Consider the following 14,472-nt stretch of genomic DNA (forward strand, 5'->3'; position numbering starts at 1 on the left):
TTTTGGCTCAAATTTTGTCTCAAAAAAGGGCTGATCAATCAGCCCTCGTGTCATGTTGAATGCTTATTGATAACGGTAGCGTGCTGAACGCGCATGAGCATCTAAGTTCTCTTGTTGCGCCAAAATATCCGCTGTTCTAGCAAGTGTTTTCACACCTTGTTGTGAACACATAATCAAGCTTGAACGTTTTTGGAAGTCGTAAACACCCAATGGAGATGAAAAGCGTGCAGTACCCGAGGTTGGCAAGACATGGTTTGGACCTGCACAATAATCACCAATGGCTTCAGGTGTAAAACGCCCCATGAAAATTGCACCTGCATGGCGGATGTCTTCTGACATTGCTTCAGCTTCATCTAAACACAACATCAAATGCTCAGGCGCAACTTGGTTAATTAAGTCTACACCTTCCGCACGATCTTTAACTAAAACCAATGCACCACGATTCTCAATTGAAGTACGTGCGATATCTGCCTTTGGTAAAGCTTCTAAATGCTTTTCAATCCACTGTGCAACGTCATTTAGCAGTTGCTCATCAGGTGTAATGAATACCGCTTGTGCAACAGTATCATGCTCAGCTTGTGACAATAGATCCATTGCCAACCATTCTGCATTATTGTCACCTTCCGCATAGACTAAAATTTCAGAAGGTCCAGCAATCATATCAATGCCGACTTGACCGAACACTGCACGTTTTGCCGCAGCAACGAAACGGTTACCCGGACCTGTGATTTTATCAACTGAAGGAATCGTTTCCGTACCATAAGCCAATGCCGCAACTGCTTGCGCACCACCAATCGTAAAGACACGACTCACACCTGCTAAATGAGCTGCTGCTAAAACCAATGGATTGAGATCACCATTTGGTGCCGGTACAACCATGATAATTTCAGGCACACCGGCAACATGAGCTGGAATGGCATTCATCAAAACTGAAGATGGATAAGAAGCCAAACCACCCGGAACATAAATACCTACACGATCTAATGGCGTTACTTTTTGACCTAGTGTATTGCCGAGTGCATCGACATAGGTCCAGCCATCTTGTTTTTGAGCTTGGTGGAATTCACGAACACGATTCGCAGCCATTTCCAAAGCTTCACGCACTTCCGTGGTTAATCCTTCAAATGCTGCTTTCAGTTGCTCTTGTGTCAACTCTAAGTCTGAGAATTGATGCGCTGGATGTCGATCGAACTGTTGAGTAAGTTTAAGAACATGAGCATCACCATGCTGACGTACGTCTGCAATGATTTGATCTACGGTTTTTAAAAGCTCTGGGTCACTCACAGTTTCAAAAGCCAATAAGTCAGCAAAGACTTGTTTGAAATTTTGATCTTGAGTCGATAAACGTCGCATCAATTTATCCACAATGAATAATAAAGGGTAGCTTTAGTTTACCTTGTTTCCTTGCTATTGTGGATAAGATTCAACGTTCAATCATGCTAGTTTAATGAATATTTACTTTTGATTTTATTGATAAACTCACTAGTAAGCACACTAGAATAATTCCAAAAGTTCCAATAAAAAGTGATTATCATGAATAATATCGACATCGCAAAGCACTTCTCTTTAGGTCAATTTAGTCAAATTTTTCAATATCTAGATGATGAAATCCTCTGGAATGTTATTGGAGAGAGTACTTTTTCAGGCAAGCTTGCTGTAATAGAGCAAACACAAAAAATAGAAAGTTATTTTCAAAGTGTTACTCATCATTTTGAATTGGATCAGATTCATTTAACAGATCCATTTATTATTATACAAGGACAAGCGAGCTTTCAATCTAGTGATCAAACCACAAAGATCTCCGCTTGTGACATTTACGAGTTTAATCAAGCATCCCAAATCATCAAAATTCAATCTTACTGTATTACCCTAAAACAGTGATAAAAAAACCGCCCTTTCGGACGGCTTATAAAAACTTAATACAGATTAAGCTTTTTTCGCATTTTCACGATCTTCAACAGCCTGTTCAAGCTGAGCAAGAATCGGATTAAGTAAAGCTTGCTTACGTTTAAAGCTCGCTTTGTTCACGATTAAACGTGAAGACACTTTGCAAATTTCTTCAAGCGGTTCTAAACCATTGGCACGCAAGGTATTACCTGTATCCACAACGTCTACAATGTAATCACCTAAACCCACTAGAGGTGCAAGTTCCATTGAACCGTAAAGCTTAATCACATCTACTTGCTCGCCTAAACTTGCATAATATTGACGGGTTAAGTTCACGTATTTAGTGGCAATTTTTAAACGACCTTTCGGACGAACCATGCCAACTTTACCTGCTGTCATCAACTTACATACAGCAATTTTCAAGTCTAAAGGCTCATAAACATTTTGCGCGCCATGTTCCATCAGCACATCTTTACCTGCAACACCAATATCCGCTGCACCATTTTCCACATAGGTCGGTACATCAGATGCACGTAAAATCAAAATACGTACGTGTTTGTGTGTTGTCGGAAAAATTAACTTACGTGATTTATCTGGATCTTCCAGTAAGTTAATTCCAGCGGTTTCAAGTAGAGGAAGTGTTTCTTTTAAGATACGACCTTTACTTAAAGCCAATGTTAAACCATGATCAAAATTTCCCATTACATCAAAATTCGGATCATCGTTTCTCATATCGCTCATGAACTTACTCGCTTAATTTGGGCACCAATACCTTGTAATTTTGCTTCAATATCTTCATAACCACGATCGATGTGATAAATACGATCAATCAAAGTTTCTCCATCAGCCGCTAATGCTGCTAGAACTAAAGAGAAAGAAGCACGTAAATCTGTCGCCATCACAGGTGCAGCAGAAAGTTTTTCCACGCCTGTAACCACTGCATCATTACCTTCAACCTGAATGTTCGCACCCATACGTGACAATTCAGGTACATGCATAAAACGATTTTCAAAAATCGTTTCAGAAATCGTTGCAAAACCACGACCAATCGCATTCACTGCCATCAATTGAGCTTGCATATCTGTTGGAAACTCTGGATGTGGAAGGGTTTGAAAGCTCACAGCTTTCGGACGCTTGCCCATCATATCCAGTTCGATCCAATCGTCACCACGGGTCACTTCCGCGCCCATTTCTTCGAATTTATCAAGTACAGCTTCCATCAATAATGGGTCTGTATGTGTCGTTTTTACACGACCACCCGTAATCGCAGCAGCAGCTAAGTATGAACCTGTTTCGATACGATCTGCTACAACTGAATATTCACAACCATGTAGACTCTCAACACCCGTTACTACGAGTGTATCTGTATCTAAACCTTCAATCTTCGCACCCATTTTAATGAGCATTTGCGCAAGGTCAGTAATTTCAGGTTCACGTGCTGCATTACGAATTGTGGTTACACCATCTGCAAGTACTGCAGCAGTCAGAATATTTTCTGTACCGCCAACCGTCACCATATCAAAGACAACTTCGCCACCTTTAAGACGACCGTCGACTTTAGCATGTACATAACCCGCTTCGACCTCAATCTGTGCACCCAAAGCTTCTAAAGCTTTTAAATGCTGATCTACAGGGCGAGAACCAATTGCACAACCACCTGGAAGTGATACTTGTGCACTACCATAGCGCGCTAATAATGGACCAAGCACCAAAATAGATGCACGCATGGTTTTTACAAGTTCGTAAGGCGCAAATTGATTGTCTAGAGTAGATACATCAGCCGTTACCGTATCACCTTCATAGGTCATCGTTACGCCTAATCCACTGATCAATTTCACCAATGTATTTACATCTTTTAAATTTGGTACATTGCGCAGTGTAATCGGGCTATCAGCCAAGATCATTGCAGCGAGTAAAGGAAGTGCTGCATTCTTTGCCCCAGAAATACGAACTTCACCTTCAAGCTTCGCACCACCAGTAATTAAAAACTTATCCATTAAACCTTAAGCTCCGAAAAGACTAGCTTTGCGCCATTCTTCTTTTGTCATTGCGCGAATTGTCACTGCATGAACTTCGCCACTTTTAATATATTCATTCAGCGGAGCATATACAGACTGTTGGCGTGCAACAGTTCTCTTACCTTCAAACTGATCATCTACAATACGGAGGTCAAACTTCCCACCTTGTCCACTTACAGCAACATCAGCAGCAGGGAAAGCAGCTGTTAAAATTTCAGTGAGCTGTTCACTATTCATTGCAAAGACCTCTTATGGGACGATCATTAGTGTAAAAACCGCCTATTTTACTATAAGTCGGTAATTTAATTCATTAGGACATACAATTAATCTATAAAAAAAGAGGTTAATCATATCCAATAATACTTATTTACTACCATCGAGAGTCTCTTTCACATGGCTCACCATCATTGTTCCCATCCATTTTTGTTCCAGGACAGTTACGAACAAACCAACGAGCCTCCTCTCTTGAGTTCATTTCTGAACAATGAACACGACCATCACAGCGATATCCATTTGGATTAGAGTTTGTAGATAGTTCTGCAATTGTTTCAATAGGGTTCGAGACCTGTCCTGCCAAATCTACTCGTTGATATTTATTATAAATAGCATAAACCAACCCAATGATTACCAACAGCCCAAGGATCATAAATCCAGAGCCACTGCCTGAATTACTTTTATCATCATTATTTTTACGATATCCTTGCTCTCTAGATAAAGCACGACTTTGTGGGGTATGCCTTACACTTTCAACCTTTAAATCCAATCGAATAATATTATCCGCTTTAGGCTTGCCATTTTCATTAATAACTCTAAATTTGAAGCGCTCCCCTTGCTTCGGTTCAACATGCTTATTAGGACAATTTGTTATATGAAAAAAGATGTCTTTATTTTCCCCTTCAACACTAATAAAACCAAAACCTTTTTCTACATTGTAGGTTTTAACAATCCCCTCAACAAACATAACTACACATCCGTTTTTTTATAAAATTTGAATAATAAAAAAGAGGTTTATCAACCTCTTCCTTAGAATTCTATAGGATTCATTCTCAAACTGCTAATGGTTGGTATTCCATCTGCATTTTACGATAGCGCGTAAGTTGTTTTTTAATTTTTTCAGTCAACTTTTTAATTGAAGCATACATATCATCACCAGAGGCTTGGGCAAATAATTCCACACCCGGTAAGCGCACAATCGCTTCCGCAATATGATTCGCACTACCCTTTTTAGAGCGCTTATCCACTTGATGATCTTTAGTAAGTTTCACCTGCATACTATTCACCTGATCAAGGTGTTTGGTCATTTCAGAAAATTTACCTCGAATACTCTCTTCAATAGCTGGAGTGATACTTAAATGATGTCCGCGAATTGTAATTTGCATACGTCTTTCCCTCTCCGTTATAGGATGTGAACCAGTCAAAGTCGAAATATGACATGACAGAGCGATCAATTCGGGATGCGCTACATTACATTCATGAAACCATTTCGACTTGCCTCATACAATAAAAAGTAGAATAAAAAAGATTCATTATTTCGTCATAATGAATCTCTAAAATAATCACACTTCAAAATTTAGATCAAGACTTTTCGATCAGAAGATGCTGGAATATGTAACGATTCTCGGTACTTTGCCACCGTACGACGCGCAACATCAATTCCATCTTCATTCAACATTTTAGCTAATGAGTTATCTGACAATGGCTTACGCGGATTTTCATCTGCGATCAATTTTTTAATTTTTGCACGAATCGCTGTTGAAGATGCTTCCCCACCTGTCGTCGTCCCCACATGACTTGAAAAGAAATATTTCAACTCAAATAATCCACGGGGTGTGAGTAAAAATTTATTGGTGGTTACACGAGAAACTGTCGATTCATGTAATTCAACTTCCTCGGCAACATCACGAAGAACCAGTGGCTTCATGCCTTCCGCGCCGATTTCTAGAAACTCACGCTGATTTTCAACAATACACGTCGCAACTTTTAATAATGTTTTATGGCGCTCATCGACGCTTTTAATAAAGTTTTTCGCATCTAACATTTGATTACGCAAATACTGATTATCAGCACTTTGATCTGCACGACGAATCATATTTGAATAAAAAGAGTTAATTCTTAATTTTGGCAAAATATCTGGGTTAAGTTGGACATGCCATGACTCATTTTTCTTCGAAACAACCACATCTGGAATTTGATAATCAGATTCTTTTTCTTCAAATGCCAAACCAGGATAAGCTTGTAAAGTCTTTAGAAGTTCAATCCCTGATTTAAGCTGCTCCAATTTAAATCCAGTTTGTTTAATCAGCTTGTTTAAATCATTCGCAATCAGCAGTTCGTAATGTTTGAGCAACATCAACGCTTCTGGACGTGCAAAAGTATGTTGAGGCAGTACATCCAATTGAATATATAAACATTCAACCAAATTTCGTGCTCCAACACCCAAAGGATCTAAGCGCTGGATGTGTTTCAAGACAACAGCAACCTCATCTAACTCAACCTCTTCCTCATAATCCATTTGATCTAAAAGATGCTGTACTGCTTCAAGCACCTCGTCCAAAGTCTCATCAAGAAAACCCTTATCATCCAATGCATCTACAATACAGTGCGCAATCAAACGATCAATTTGGGAAAAATTGAGTAAATTTACTTGCTCTAAAACATGTTGCTTTAAACTGGTATGACCTTGTCGATTGTCTTCTCGCTCTTCAAATTCAGGCATTTCCATTGCAGAGGATTGATGGGTATAAACGTCATCCCAATCTGTATCTACAGGCAATTCATTCGGTAGATGATCTGCATTTAGTTCATGCGTTAAATCTGTTGTTGGATGATCAATGATTTGTTCAAGACTTTGAGTCGGTGTCTCTTCTTCTACTTGTTCAAGCAGCGGATTACTTTCTAATTGTAATTGAACTTCTTGTTCCAACTCTAAACTGGATAACTGTAATAGACGAATCGCTTGTTGCAATTGAGGGGTTAAGGACAAAGAATTCGATACTTTAAGTCCCAGCGATAACTTCATAAACAACATCCCCTCAGCAGTGTAATTATTAAGCAAAAAACGTGCCTGATATTTTTATAACATAACTACCCCATATTGAAAAGAAGTTATTTAAATATATATTTTTAATAAAACTGAAATATATTTATTATTTTCAATAACTTTAATTTAACAAAATTTAAATTATTTTTTGTTTTTCTGATTTATCAATCTTTTGAAGCACCATTTAAACGTGTTCACATATCATTTTTAAAAATAGATCTCAAAATATTATCAAATGAATAAATGCCAAATCCCCTGTTCAATTGAACGATTTCAAATAAAATAAATTCAGAATAAAGAAATTATGAATGCAATTGGATGGCATTCACTCAGTCTTTTTTTAGCTTTACTTATTCTTAAGGACGGTATAAAACAACTATAGGGTTATTTTATATACACCTTTTTTTGAATATGGTATGAATTTTGAATAAAGATTAAGCGAAAAATTTAATAATCACGGTTATACATCAGTATTAGAAATGGAGATTTCATGATGAAAAAATTATCGACCAAAGTACTTGCTTCTACCCTAGGTGTTATTTTGGCAGGCGGTGCATTTACCACAGTTCAAGCAGATACCATCGCTAAAATTAAGCAATCAGGTAAAGTTGTCATTGGTTATCGCGAATCTTCCGATCCAATCTCTTATATCGTTGGTGGTAAACCAATGGGTTATGCGATTGATATTTGTAATAACTTCGCCAATACACTAAAAAAAGATTTAAAACTTCCAAACTTAAAAGTTGAATATAAAGCCGTTACTTCATCAACGCGTATACCTGAAATGTTAGCAGGTAATATCGATATGGAATGTGGTACAACCACAAACTCGATTCAACGTCAGCAACAAGTTAGTTTCTCAACCAACTACTATGCAACTGAAGTACGTATGGCGGTTAAAGCCAATTCAACTGTCAAAGATTTAGGTGACTTAAACGGGAAAGCCGTTGCTACAACCCAAGGTACAACTTCTGATAAATACATCAAAATGGGTGCTAAAGGCGAGCAAGTTAAAGTCACCAATGTTTATGGTAAAGATCACTCAGACTCGTTTGCAATGGTCGCCTCTGGTCGTGCCGCTGCCTTTGTCATGGATGACAATATTCTTGCAGGACTAATCGCAAAATCTTCAAAACCAAAAGACTTTAAAATTGTTGGTCCAGTTCTGTCTTCAGAACCCTATGGCATTATGCTACCTAAAGGCGATGCCGCATACAAAGCGATTGCAGATAAAGTCGTGACGGGTATGTGGAAAAATGGTCAAATGGCAGCCCTTTACAAAAAATGGTTCCAATCTCCAATTCCACCAAAAAATATCAACCTCAATATGCCAATGAGTACCTCTTACAATAAATTAAAAGCAGCACCGAACGATAAAGGGATTAATTAATCTTTTCTTAATTTAACAATAGAGCCAAAGCATTTTCTATGCTTTGGCTTATTTAATGATAAAAAATAATTTACTCAAGGAGCACACATGTCAGTTGGCTCACTTAATTGGACTGCTTATTGTTTAGCATCAAACGAATATGGGGAAGATAAAGCCGCTTGGGCTGAATCCATCTGTAAAGCGATTGGTGGTGAAAGTTATTCTCCTATTGCAGATGCACCGACTTGGTTACAAATACTCGGTTCTGGTGTATGGACAATGCTGTGGACAGCATTTGCTGCATTTATAATTGCCTTTTTACTTGGCTCTTTAATTGGAATCATACGTACCCTGCCAAGTAAGCCTTTGGCTTTTATAGGCACATGCTACGTTGAACTATTCCGAAATATCCCGCTCATCGTTCAACTCTTCTTCTGGGCATTTGTATTCCCACAACTTTTACCACTCAGCATGAGTACAGGCAGTGGAGAAATGGTTGCAGGCGGTTGGTGGCAAAATATTCTTAATGATAATCCTGCGATTATTGGTGTTTTTGCATTAGGACTTTACACCGCTGCACGTATCGCAGAACAGGTTCGCGCAGGGATTAGTACCGTTTCACAAGGTCAAAAAAATGCTGCTTTTGCGATTGGCTTGACTCAAAACCAAAGCTATCGTTATGTCATTTTACCTGTTGCCTACCGTATTGTTTGGCCGACACTGACTTCTGAAGCAATGAATGTATTTAAGAACTCTGCCGTCTTATTTGCTTTAAGCGTTTTAAATTTCTTTGCTTATACCAAAACAATGCGAGAAGAAACTTCACAAGATATTGTGATTTTAATCCTCTCCACCCCAGTTTATCTCGTGATTACTTATGCGATTAAATACTTAATGGGTTGGATCGAAAAACGTATGGCCGTACCCGGTCTTGGCTCAGGAGGTAAATAAGCATGGATTTTAGTATTCTACAAAATGAAGATGTCATTACCACACTGATTCAAGGTTTCAAATTTACCATTACCGTGACTGTACTTTCGATCATCGGTGGTATTTTGATTGGTACCCCATTGGCAATGATGCGACTTTCGAATAATAAACTTGCAAGTGGTTTTGCCAAATTCTACGTTGACTTCTTCCGTGGTGTTCCACTAATTCAAGTCATTTTTATTTTCTACTTCTTATTGCCAAAGTTTTTTGATTTTCAATATCACACCTATTATGGCCCACTATTTTCAAGTGTGGTCACATTCGCTATTTTTGAGGCCGCATTTTTTTCTGAAATTGTACGTTCAGGTATTCAATCGGTTTCTAAAGGACAAGTGAATGCAGGCTATGCGCTTGGTTTTACCTACGGTCAAACCATGTCAAATGTCGTATTACCACAAGCATTCCGCAATATGCTTCCTGTGATTTTGACGCAGTCTATTGTTCTTTTTCAAGACGTATCTTTAGTTTATGTGATTAGTGCACCTGACTTCTTAGGTAATGCAAACACACTCGCCAACACCTATGGTTCTGAAACTAAAGCTGTATTCTACCTGCTCGTTGCAGTCATTTATTTTGTTATATCTTTCGCACTATCTCGTTTAGTGAAGCGTTTACATCAAAAAATAGCCATTATTCGATAAGGAGAATCAATATGCCAATGATAGAAATTCAAGACATCTCAAAATGGTATGGAGATTTTCAGGTCTTAACTGACTGTACGACCTCTATCGAAAAAGGTGAAGTTGTTGTAGTTTGTGGACCTTCAGGTTCAGGTAAATCGACGCTTATTAAAACAGTCAATGCACTAGAGCCATTTCAAAAAGGAAATATCATTGTTGATGGAACAGCTCTTAAAGATCCAAAAACAGATCTAGCAAAGTTCCGTTCACGTGTAGGTATGGTTTTTCAACACTTTGAATTATTTCCACATATGACTGTTTTAGATAACCTCACCATTGGTCAAATTAAAGTCCTTAAACGCTCTACCGAAGAAGCACGCAAGAAGGCACTACAATATCTAGATCGTGTCGGATTATCTGCACATAAAGATAAGTTCCCAGGTCAACTTTCAGGTGGACAACAACAGCGTGTAGCCATAGCACGTGGCTTATGTATGGATCCTGTTTGCATGTTGTTTGATGAACCAACTTCTGCACTTGACCCTGAAATGGTAGGTGAAGTACTCGAAGTCATGAGTCAGCTTGCTAAAGAAGGTATGACCATGATGTGTGTCACCCATGAAATGGGCTTTGCACGTAAAGTGTCGAGCCGTGTCATCTTTATGGATCAAGGTAAAATTTTAGAAGACTGCCCTACAGATGATTTCTTTAATAAGCCTGAAGAGCGCCATGAAAGAACAAAGCATTTCTTAGAGAAGATTTCTGCAGTTCATTAATATTTTTCAAGACCTCAATATTAATATTGAGGTCTTGATTGCTCTAGAGTTTATATCAACATTTAATGAAAGAATTGCTTACAATCACTACAAATAAAACATTGTTGAATTTTTGAAATAAGAAAATTTAAAACAGTCATGGTTAAAAATGCAATTTTTGTACCTTTTACATATGTTTCATTATTATAACTTTGGCAATTTGGGCATTTTGAATTAATTTCACCAAATTCTAAAACCAAATCATCACTAAAATCTTGTTCTATAATACTTCTCGCATCCAAGACTTTATCAAGGTTCACATAAAGCTTTACACCGCCTAATGCATTAGAATATAACCAATTCATATTAATTATATTTTCATTTTCCAAATGGACTTCTATTCCCTCAGCATTTAATCTTGATTTGATGATTTGTGCTTCATATGGAAAAGAAAAACTTTTTAAATATACCCACATTATAACTTTATTTACTTTTTAAATTTTAATCATTATAGCTCTTAGACTATTCTTTACACGCACAAAAAAACACCCCCTGTATGACAGGGGGTGTTTTAGGAATAATGAGCTGGCGATGACTTACTCTCACATGGGTAACCCCACACTACCATCAGCGCAAAGAGGTTTCACTTCTGAGTTCGGGAAGGGATCAGGTGGTTCACTCTTGCTATTGTCGCCAGCACAACTGTTTATGGATACTTGCTTAGGTCTTATAAAGTGCCTGAGCTTTCTACCAAATGAGTTATTAACAGATTATATCTGAGTTGAATATTGTCATACTAACGGGCTTCTGAATCAAGCTGTTTTGATGAATATCGAATCAATTGAGCTTTATACAACAACTGTTTGGGTGTTGTATAGTCAAGCCTCACGAGTAATTAGTATTGGTCAGCTTCACATATCACTATGCTTCCACATCCAACCTATCAACGTTGTAGTCTTCAACGGCTCTTTAGAGGACATATAGTCCTTGGGAAATCTTATCTTGAGGTAGGCTTCCCGCTTAGATGCTTTCAGCGGTTATCCCTTCCGAACATAGCTACCCGGCGATGCGACTGGCGTCACAACCGGTACACCAGAGGTTCGTCCACTCTGGTCCTCTCGTACTAGGAGCAGATCCTCTCAAATTTCCAACGCCCACGGTAGATAGGGACCGAACTGTCTCACGACGTTCTAAACCCAGCTCGCGTACCTCTTTAAATGGCGAACAGCCATACCCTTGGGACCTGCTTCAGCCCCAGGATGAGATGAGCCGACATCGAGGTGCCAAACACCGCCGTCGATATGAACTCTTGGGCGGTATCAGCCTGTTATCCCCAGAGTACCTTTTATCCGTTGAGCGATGGCCCTTCCATACAGAACCACCGGATCACTAAGACCTACTTTCGTACCTGCTCGACTTGTGGGTCTCGCAGTTAAGCGCGCTTTTGCCTTTATACTCTACGCGTGATTTCCGACCACGCTGAGCGCACCTTCGTACTCCTCCGTTACTCTTTAGGAGGAGACCGCCCCAGTCAAACTACCCACCAGACATGGTCCTCGCTCCAGATAATGGAGCAGAGTTAGAACCTCAATATTACCAGGGTGGTATTTCAAGATTGGCTCCACTCGAACTAGCGTCCGAGTTTCAAAGCCTCCCACCTATCCTACACAAGTAAGATCAAAGTTCAATGTCAAGCTGCAGTAAAGGTTCACGGGGTCTTTCCGTCTAGCCGCGGGTACACCGCATCTTCACGGCGAATTCGATTTCACTGAGTCTCTGCTGGAGACAGCGCCCCCATCATTATGCCATTCGTGCAGGTCGGAACTTACCCGACAAGGAATTTCGCTACCTTAGGACCGTTATAGTTACGGCCGCCGTTTACTGGGGCTTCGATCAAGAGCTTCGCTTACGCTAACCCCATCAATTAACCTTCCAGCACCGGGCAGGCATCACACCCTATACGTCCACTTTCGTGTTTGCAGAGTGCTATGTTTTTAATAAACAGTTGCAGGGGCCTGGTTTCTGTGGCTGTCAACCGCTCAGGAAGTAAATTCCATCACCGTCGACAGCGTACCTTCTCCCGAAGTTACGGTACCATTTTGCCTAGTTCCTTCAGCAGAGTTCTCTCAAGCGCTTTGGTCTACTCGACCTGACCACCTGTGTCGGTTTCGGGTACGATTCCTGTGTAACTGGAGCTTAGAGACTTTTCCTGGAAGTATGGTATCAGCCACTTCACTGCACAAGTGCAGCTTGCTATCAGTTCTCAGCATAGAGTACCCCGGATTTGCCTAAGATACATGCCTACAACCTTCCACCTGGACAACCAACGCCAGGCTGACTTAACCTTCTCCGTCCTCTCATCGCATTACACAGAAGTATTGGAATATTAACCAATTTCCCATCGACTACGCCTTTCGGCCTCGCCTTAGGGGTCGACTCACCCAGCCCCGATTAACGTTGGACTGGAACCCTTGGTCTTTCAGCGAGCGAGTTTTTCACTCGCTTTGTCGTTACTCACGTCAGCATTCGCACTTCTGATACCTCCAGCATACTTCTCAATACACCTTCATCGGCTTACAGAACGCTCCCCTACCACTTGCAATAAATTGCAAATCCGCAGCTTCGGCACATAGTTTTAGCCCCGTTACATCTTCCGCGCAGGCCGACTCGACTAGTGAGCTATTACGCTTTCTTTAAAGGGTGGCTGCTTCTAAGCCAACCTCCTAGCTGTCTATGCCTTCCCACATCGTTTCCCACTTAACTATGATTTTGGGGCCTTAGCTGGCGGTCTGGATTGTTTTCCTCTTGACTACGGACGTTAGCACCCGCAGTCTGTCTCCCGGATAGTACTCATTGGTATTCGGAGTTTGCATCGGTTTGGTAAGTCGGGATGACCCCCTAGCCGAAACAGTGCTCTACCCCCAATGGTATTCGTCCGAGGCGCTACCTAAATAGCTTTCGGGGAGAACCAGCTATCACCAGGCTTGATTAGCCTTTCACCCCTATCCACAAGTCATCCCCTGGCTTTTCAACGACAGTGGGTTCGGTCCTCCAGTTAGTGTTACCCAACCTTCAACCTGCTCATGGATAGATCGCCTGGTTTCGGGTCTACACCCAGCAACTAAACGCCCTATTAAGACTCGATTTCTCTACGGCTCCCCTATTCGGTTAACCTTGCTACTGAATGTAAGTCGCTGACCCATTATACAAAAGGTACGCAGTCACCGGACTCAATGCCGGCTCCCACTGCTTGTATGCATGCGGTTTCAGGATCTATTTCACTCCCCTCACAGGGGTTCTTTTCGCCTTTCCCTCACGGTACTGGTTCACTATCGGTCAGTCAGGAGTATTTAGCCTTGGAGGATGGTCCCCCCATATTCAGACAAGGTTTCACGTGCCCCGCCCTACTCGACATCATCATATAAGCCCTTTCGTGTACAGGACTATCACCCACTACGGTTGCACTTCCCAGAGCATTCCACTAGAACTTATATGACTTAATGGGCTTTTCCCCGTTCGCTCGCCGCTACTAAGGGAATCTCAATTGATTTCTTTTCCTAAGGGTACTGAGATGTTTCACTTCCCCTCGTTCGCCTCGTATGACTATGTATTCATCATACGATACCTGCCTTATGACAGGTGGGTTTCCCCATTCAGAAATCTCCGGATCACAGGATATTTGCCGCCTCCCCGGAGCTTATCGCAGGCTATTACGTCTTTCATCGCCTCTGACTGCCAAGGCATCCACCACATGCACTTAATTACTTGACTATACAACCCCAAACAGTCGTTT

Annotated in this window: 13 protein-coding genes and 2 rRNA genes; 5 read left to right on the plus strand and 10 right to left on the minus strand. The window is 40.5% G+C overall.

Annotated elements, in window-relative coordinates; all coding sequences use genetic code 11:
- Positions 1-63: 63 nt before the first annotated feature.
- Positions 64-1,365 (minus strand): histidinol dehydrogenase, encoded by a 1,302-nt coding sequence (gene hisD, locus AC5YDM_RS13940; RefSeq protein ID WP_496152680.1) that lies wholly within the window; start codon positions 1,363-1,365, stop codon positions 64-66.
- A gap of 168 nt (positions 1,366-1,533) precedes the next feature.
- Here hisD and AC5YDM_RS13945 point away from each other — a divergent pair, with 168 nt between their 5' ends.
- Positions 1,534-1,881 (plus strand): nuclear transport factor 2 family protein, encoded by a 348-nt coding sequence (locus tag AC5YDM_RS13945; RefSeq protein ID WP_496152681.1) that lies wholly within the window; start codon positions 1,534-1,536, stop codon positions 1,879-1,881.
- Between the two features lie 45 nt (positions 1,882-1,926).
- Here AC5YDM_RS13945 and hisG read toward each other — a convergent pair whose 3' ends face one another.
- The 6 genes from hisG to AC5YDM_RS13975 all read right to left on the minus strand — a co-directional run bounded on the left by hisG (position 1,927) and on the right by AC5YDM_RS13975 (position 6,924).
- Positions 1,927-2,628 (minus strand): ATP phosphoribosyltransferase, encoded by a 702-nt coding sequence (gene hisG / locus AC5YDM_RS13950; protein ID WP_496152682.1) that lies wholly within the window; start codon positions 2,626-2,628, stop codon positions 1,927-1,929.
- Positions 2,625-3,884, minus strand: coding sequence for a UDP-N-acetylglucosamine 1-carboxyvinyltransferase (gene murA / locus AC5YDM_RS13955; RefSeq protein WP_496152683.1), 1,260 nt, complete (start codon positions 3,882-3,884; stop codon positions 2,625-2,627). The genes hisG and murA overlap by 4 nt, the downstream gene beginning before the upstream one ends.
- A gap of 6 nt (positions 3,885-3,890) precedes the next feature.
- Positions 3,891-4,142 carry a BolA family iron metabolism protein IbaG gene (gene ibaG, locus AC5YDM_RS13960; protein ID WP_496126533.1) on the minus strand — a complete coding sequence of 84 codons (252 nt, stop codon included), beginning with the start codon at positions 4,140-4,142 and terminating at the stop codon, positions 3,891-3,893.
- A gap of 133 nt (positions 4,143-4,275) precedes the next feature.
- Positions 4,276-4,866: a cold shock domain-containing protein gene (locus tag AC5YDM_RS13965; RefSeq protein ID WP_496152684.1), complete on the minus strand. Its 591-nt coding sequence runs from the start codon at positions 4,864-4,866 to the stop codon at positions 4,276-4,278.
- An 85-nt stretch (positions 4,867-4,951) separates the two neighbouring features.
- Positions 4,952-5,284 (minus strand): ribosome hibernation-promoting factor, HPF/YfiA family, encoded by a 333-nt coding sequence (gene hpf, locus AC5YDM_RS13970; protein WP_496152685.1) that lies wholly within the window; start codon positions 5,282-5,284, stop codon positions 4,952-4,954.
- 191 nt (positions 5,285-5,475) lie between these two features.
- On the minus strand, positions 5,476-6,924 hold the full coding sequence (locus tag AC5YDM_RS13975) for an RNA polymerase factor sigma-54 (protein ID WP_496152686.1): 1,449 nt from the start codon (positions 6,922-6,924) through the stop codon (positions 5,476-5,478).
- Between the two features lie 514 nt (positions 6,925-7,438).
- Between AC5YDM_RS13975 and AC5YDM_RS13980 the strand changes: the two genes are divergently transcribed.
- The 4 genes from AC5YDM_RS13980 (at position 7,439) to AC5YDM_RS13995 (ending at position 10,700) form a co-directional block, all read left to right on the plus strand.
- A complete protein-coding gene (locus AC5YDM_RS13980; RefSeq protein WP_496152693.1) occupies positions 7,439-8,335 on the plus strand; it encodes an amino acid ABC transporter substrate-binding protein in 897 nt (298 codons plus the stop codon).
- 87 nt (positions 8,336-8,422) lie between these two features.
- The gene (locus AC5YDM_RS13985; protein ID WP_496152687.1) at positions 8,423-9,265 is read left to right on the plus strand and encodes an amino acid ABC transporter permease; all 843 of its coding nucleotides are present in this window, start codon (positions 8,423-8,425) and stop codon (positions 9,263-9,265) included.
- Between the two features lie 2 nt (positions 9,266-9,267).
- The gene (locus tag AC5YDM_RS13990; RefSeq protein ID WP_496152688.1) at positions 9,268-9,945 is read left to right on the plus strand and encodes an amino acid ABC transporter permease; all 678 of its coding nucleotides are present in this window, start codon (positions 9,268-9,270) and stop codon (positions 9,943-9,945) included.
- Positions 9,946-9,956: 11 nt separating this feature from the next.
- Positions 9,957-10,700: an amino acid ABC transporter ATP-binding protein gene (locus AC5YDM_RS13995; RefSeq protein ID WP_496152689.1), complete on the plus strand. Its 744-nt coding sequence runs from the start codon at positions 9,957-9,959 to the stop codon at positions 10,698-10,700.
- A 62-nt stretch (positions 10,701-10,762) separates the two neighbouring features.
- On the opposite strand, the gene AC5YDM_RS14000 is transcribed toward AC5YDM_RS13995, so the two are convergent.
- From AC5YDM_RS14000 to AC5YDM_RS14010, 3 genes are all read right to left on the minus strand, one after another.
- A complete protein-coding gene (locus AC5YDM_RS14000; RefSeq protein ID WP_496152690.1) occupies positions 10,763-11,155 on the minus strand; it encodes a putative signal transducing protein in 393 nt (130 codons plus the stop codon).
- A 107-nt stretch (positions 11,156-11,262) separates the two neighbouring features.
- Positions 11,263-11,377, minus strand: a 5S ribosomal RNA gene (gene rrf / locus AC5YDM_RS14005).
- Positions 11,378-11,553: 176 nt separating this feature from the next.
- A 23S ribosomal RNA gene (locus AC5YDM_RS14010) occupies positions 11,554-14,450 on the minus strand.
- Between the last annotated feature and the right edge of the window lie 22 nt (positions 14,451-14,472).

Source organism: Acinetobacter sp. CY81, assembly GCF_059515925.1.

What these genes read in the sequence shown, in the direction of transcription:
- ibaG (WP_496126533.1), bottom strand. Translation starts at nt 4,142, where the DNA reads ATGAATAGTGAACAGCTCACTGAAATTTTAACAGCTGCTTTCCCTGCT.
- AC5YDM_RS13975 (WP_496152686.1), bottom strand. Translation starts at nt 6,924, where the DNA reads ATGAAGTTATCGCTGGGACTTAAAGTATCGAATTCTTTGTCCTTAACC.
- AC5YDM_RS14000 (WP_496152690.1), bottom strand. Translation starts at nt 11,155, where the DNA reads ATGTGGGTATATTTAAAAAGTTTTTCTTTTCCATATGAAGCACAAATC.
- hisG (WP_496152682.1), bottom strand. Translation starts at nt 2,628, where the DNA reads ATGAGCGATATGAGAAACGATGATCCGAATTTTGATGTAATGGGAAAT.
- AC5YDM_RS13980 (WP_496152693.1), top strand. Translation starts at nt 7,439, where the DNA reads ATGAAAAAATTATCGACCAAAGTACTTGCTTCTACCCTAGGTGTTATT.
- AC5YDM_RS13965 (WP_496152684.1), bottom strand. Translation starts at nt 4,866, where the DNA reads ATGTTTGTTGAGGGGATTGTTAAAACCTACAATGTAGAAAAAGGTTTT.
- AC5YDM_RS13945 (WP_496152681.1), top strand. Translation starts at nt 1,534, where the DNA reads ATGAATAATATCGACATCGCAAAGCACTTCTCTTTAGGTCAATTTAGT.
- AC5YDM_RS13990 (WP_496152688.1), top strand. Translation starts at nt 9,268, where the DNA reads ATGGATTTTAGTATTCTACAAAATGAAGATGTCATTACCACACTGATT.
- AC5YDM_RS13985 (WP_496152687.1), top strand. Translation starts at nt 8,423, where the DNA reads ATGTCAGTTGGCTCACTTAATTGGACTGCTTATTGTTTAGCATCAAAC.
- hpf (WP_496152685.1), bottom strand. Translation starts at nt 5,284, where the DNA reads ATGCAAATTACAATTCGCGGACATCATTTAAGTATCACTCCAGCTATT.
- AC5YDM_RS13995 (WP_496152689.1), top strand. Translation starts at nt 9,957, where the DNA reads ATGCCAATGATAGAAATTCAAGACATCTCAAAATGGTATGGAGATTTT.
- murA (WP_496152683.1), bottom strand. Translation starts at nt 3,884, where the DNA reads ATGGATAAGTTTTTAATTACTGGTGGTGCGAAGCTTGAAGGTGAAGTT.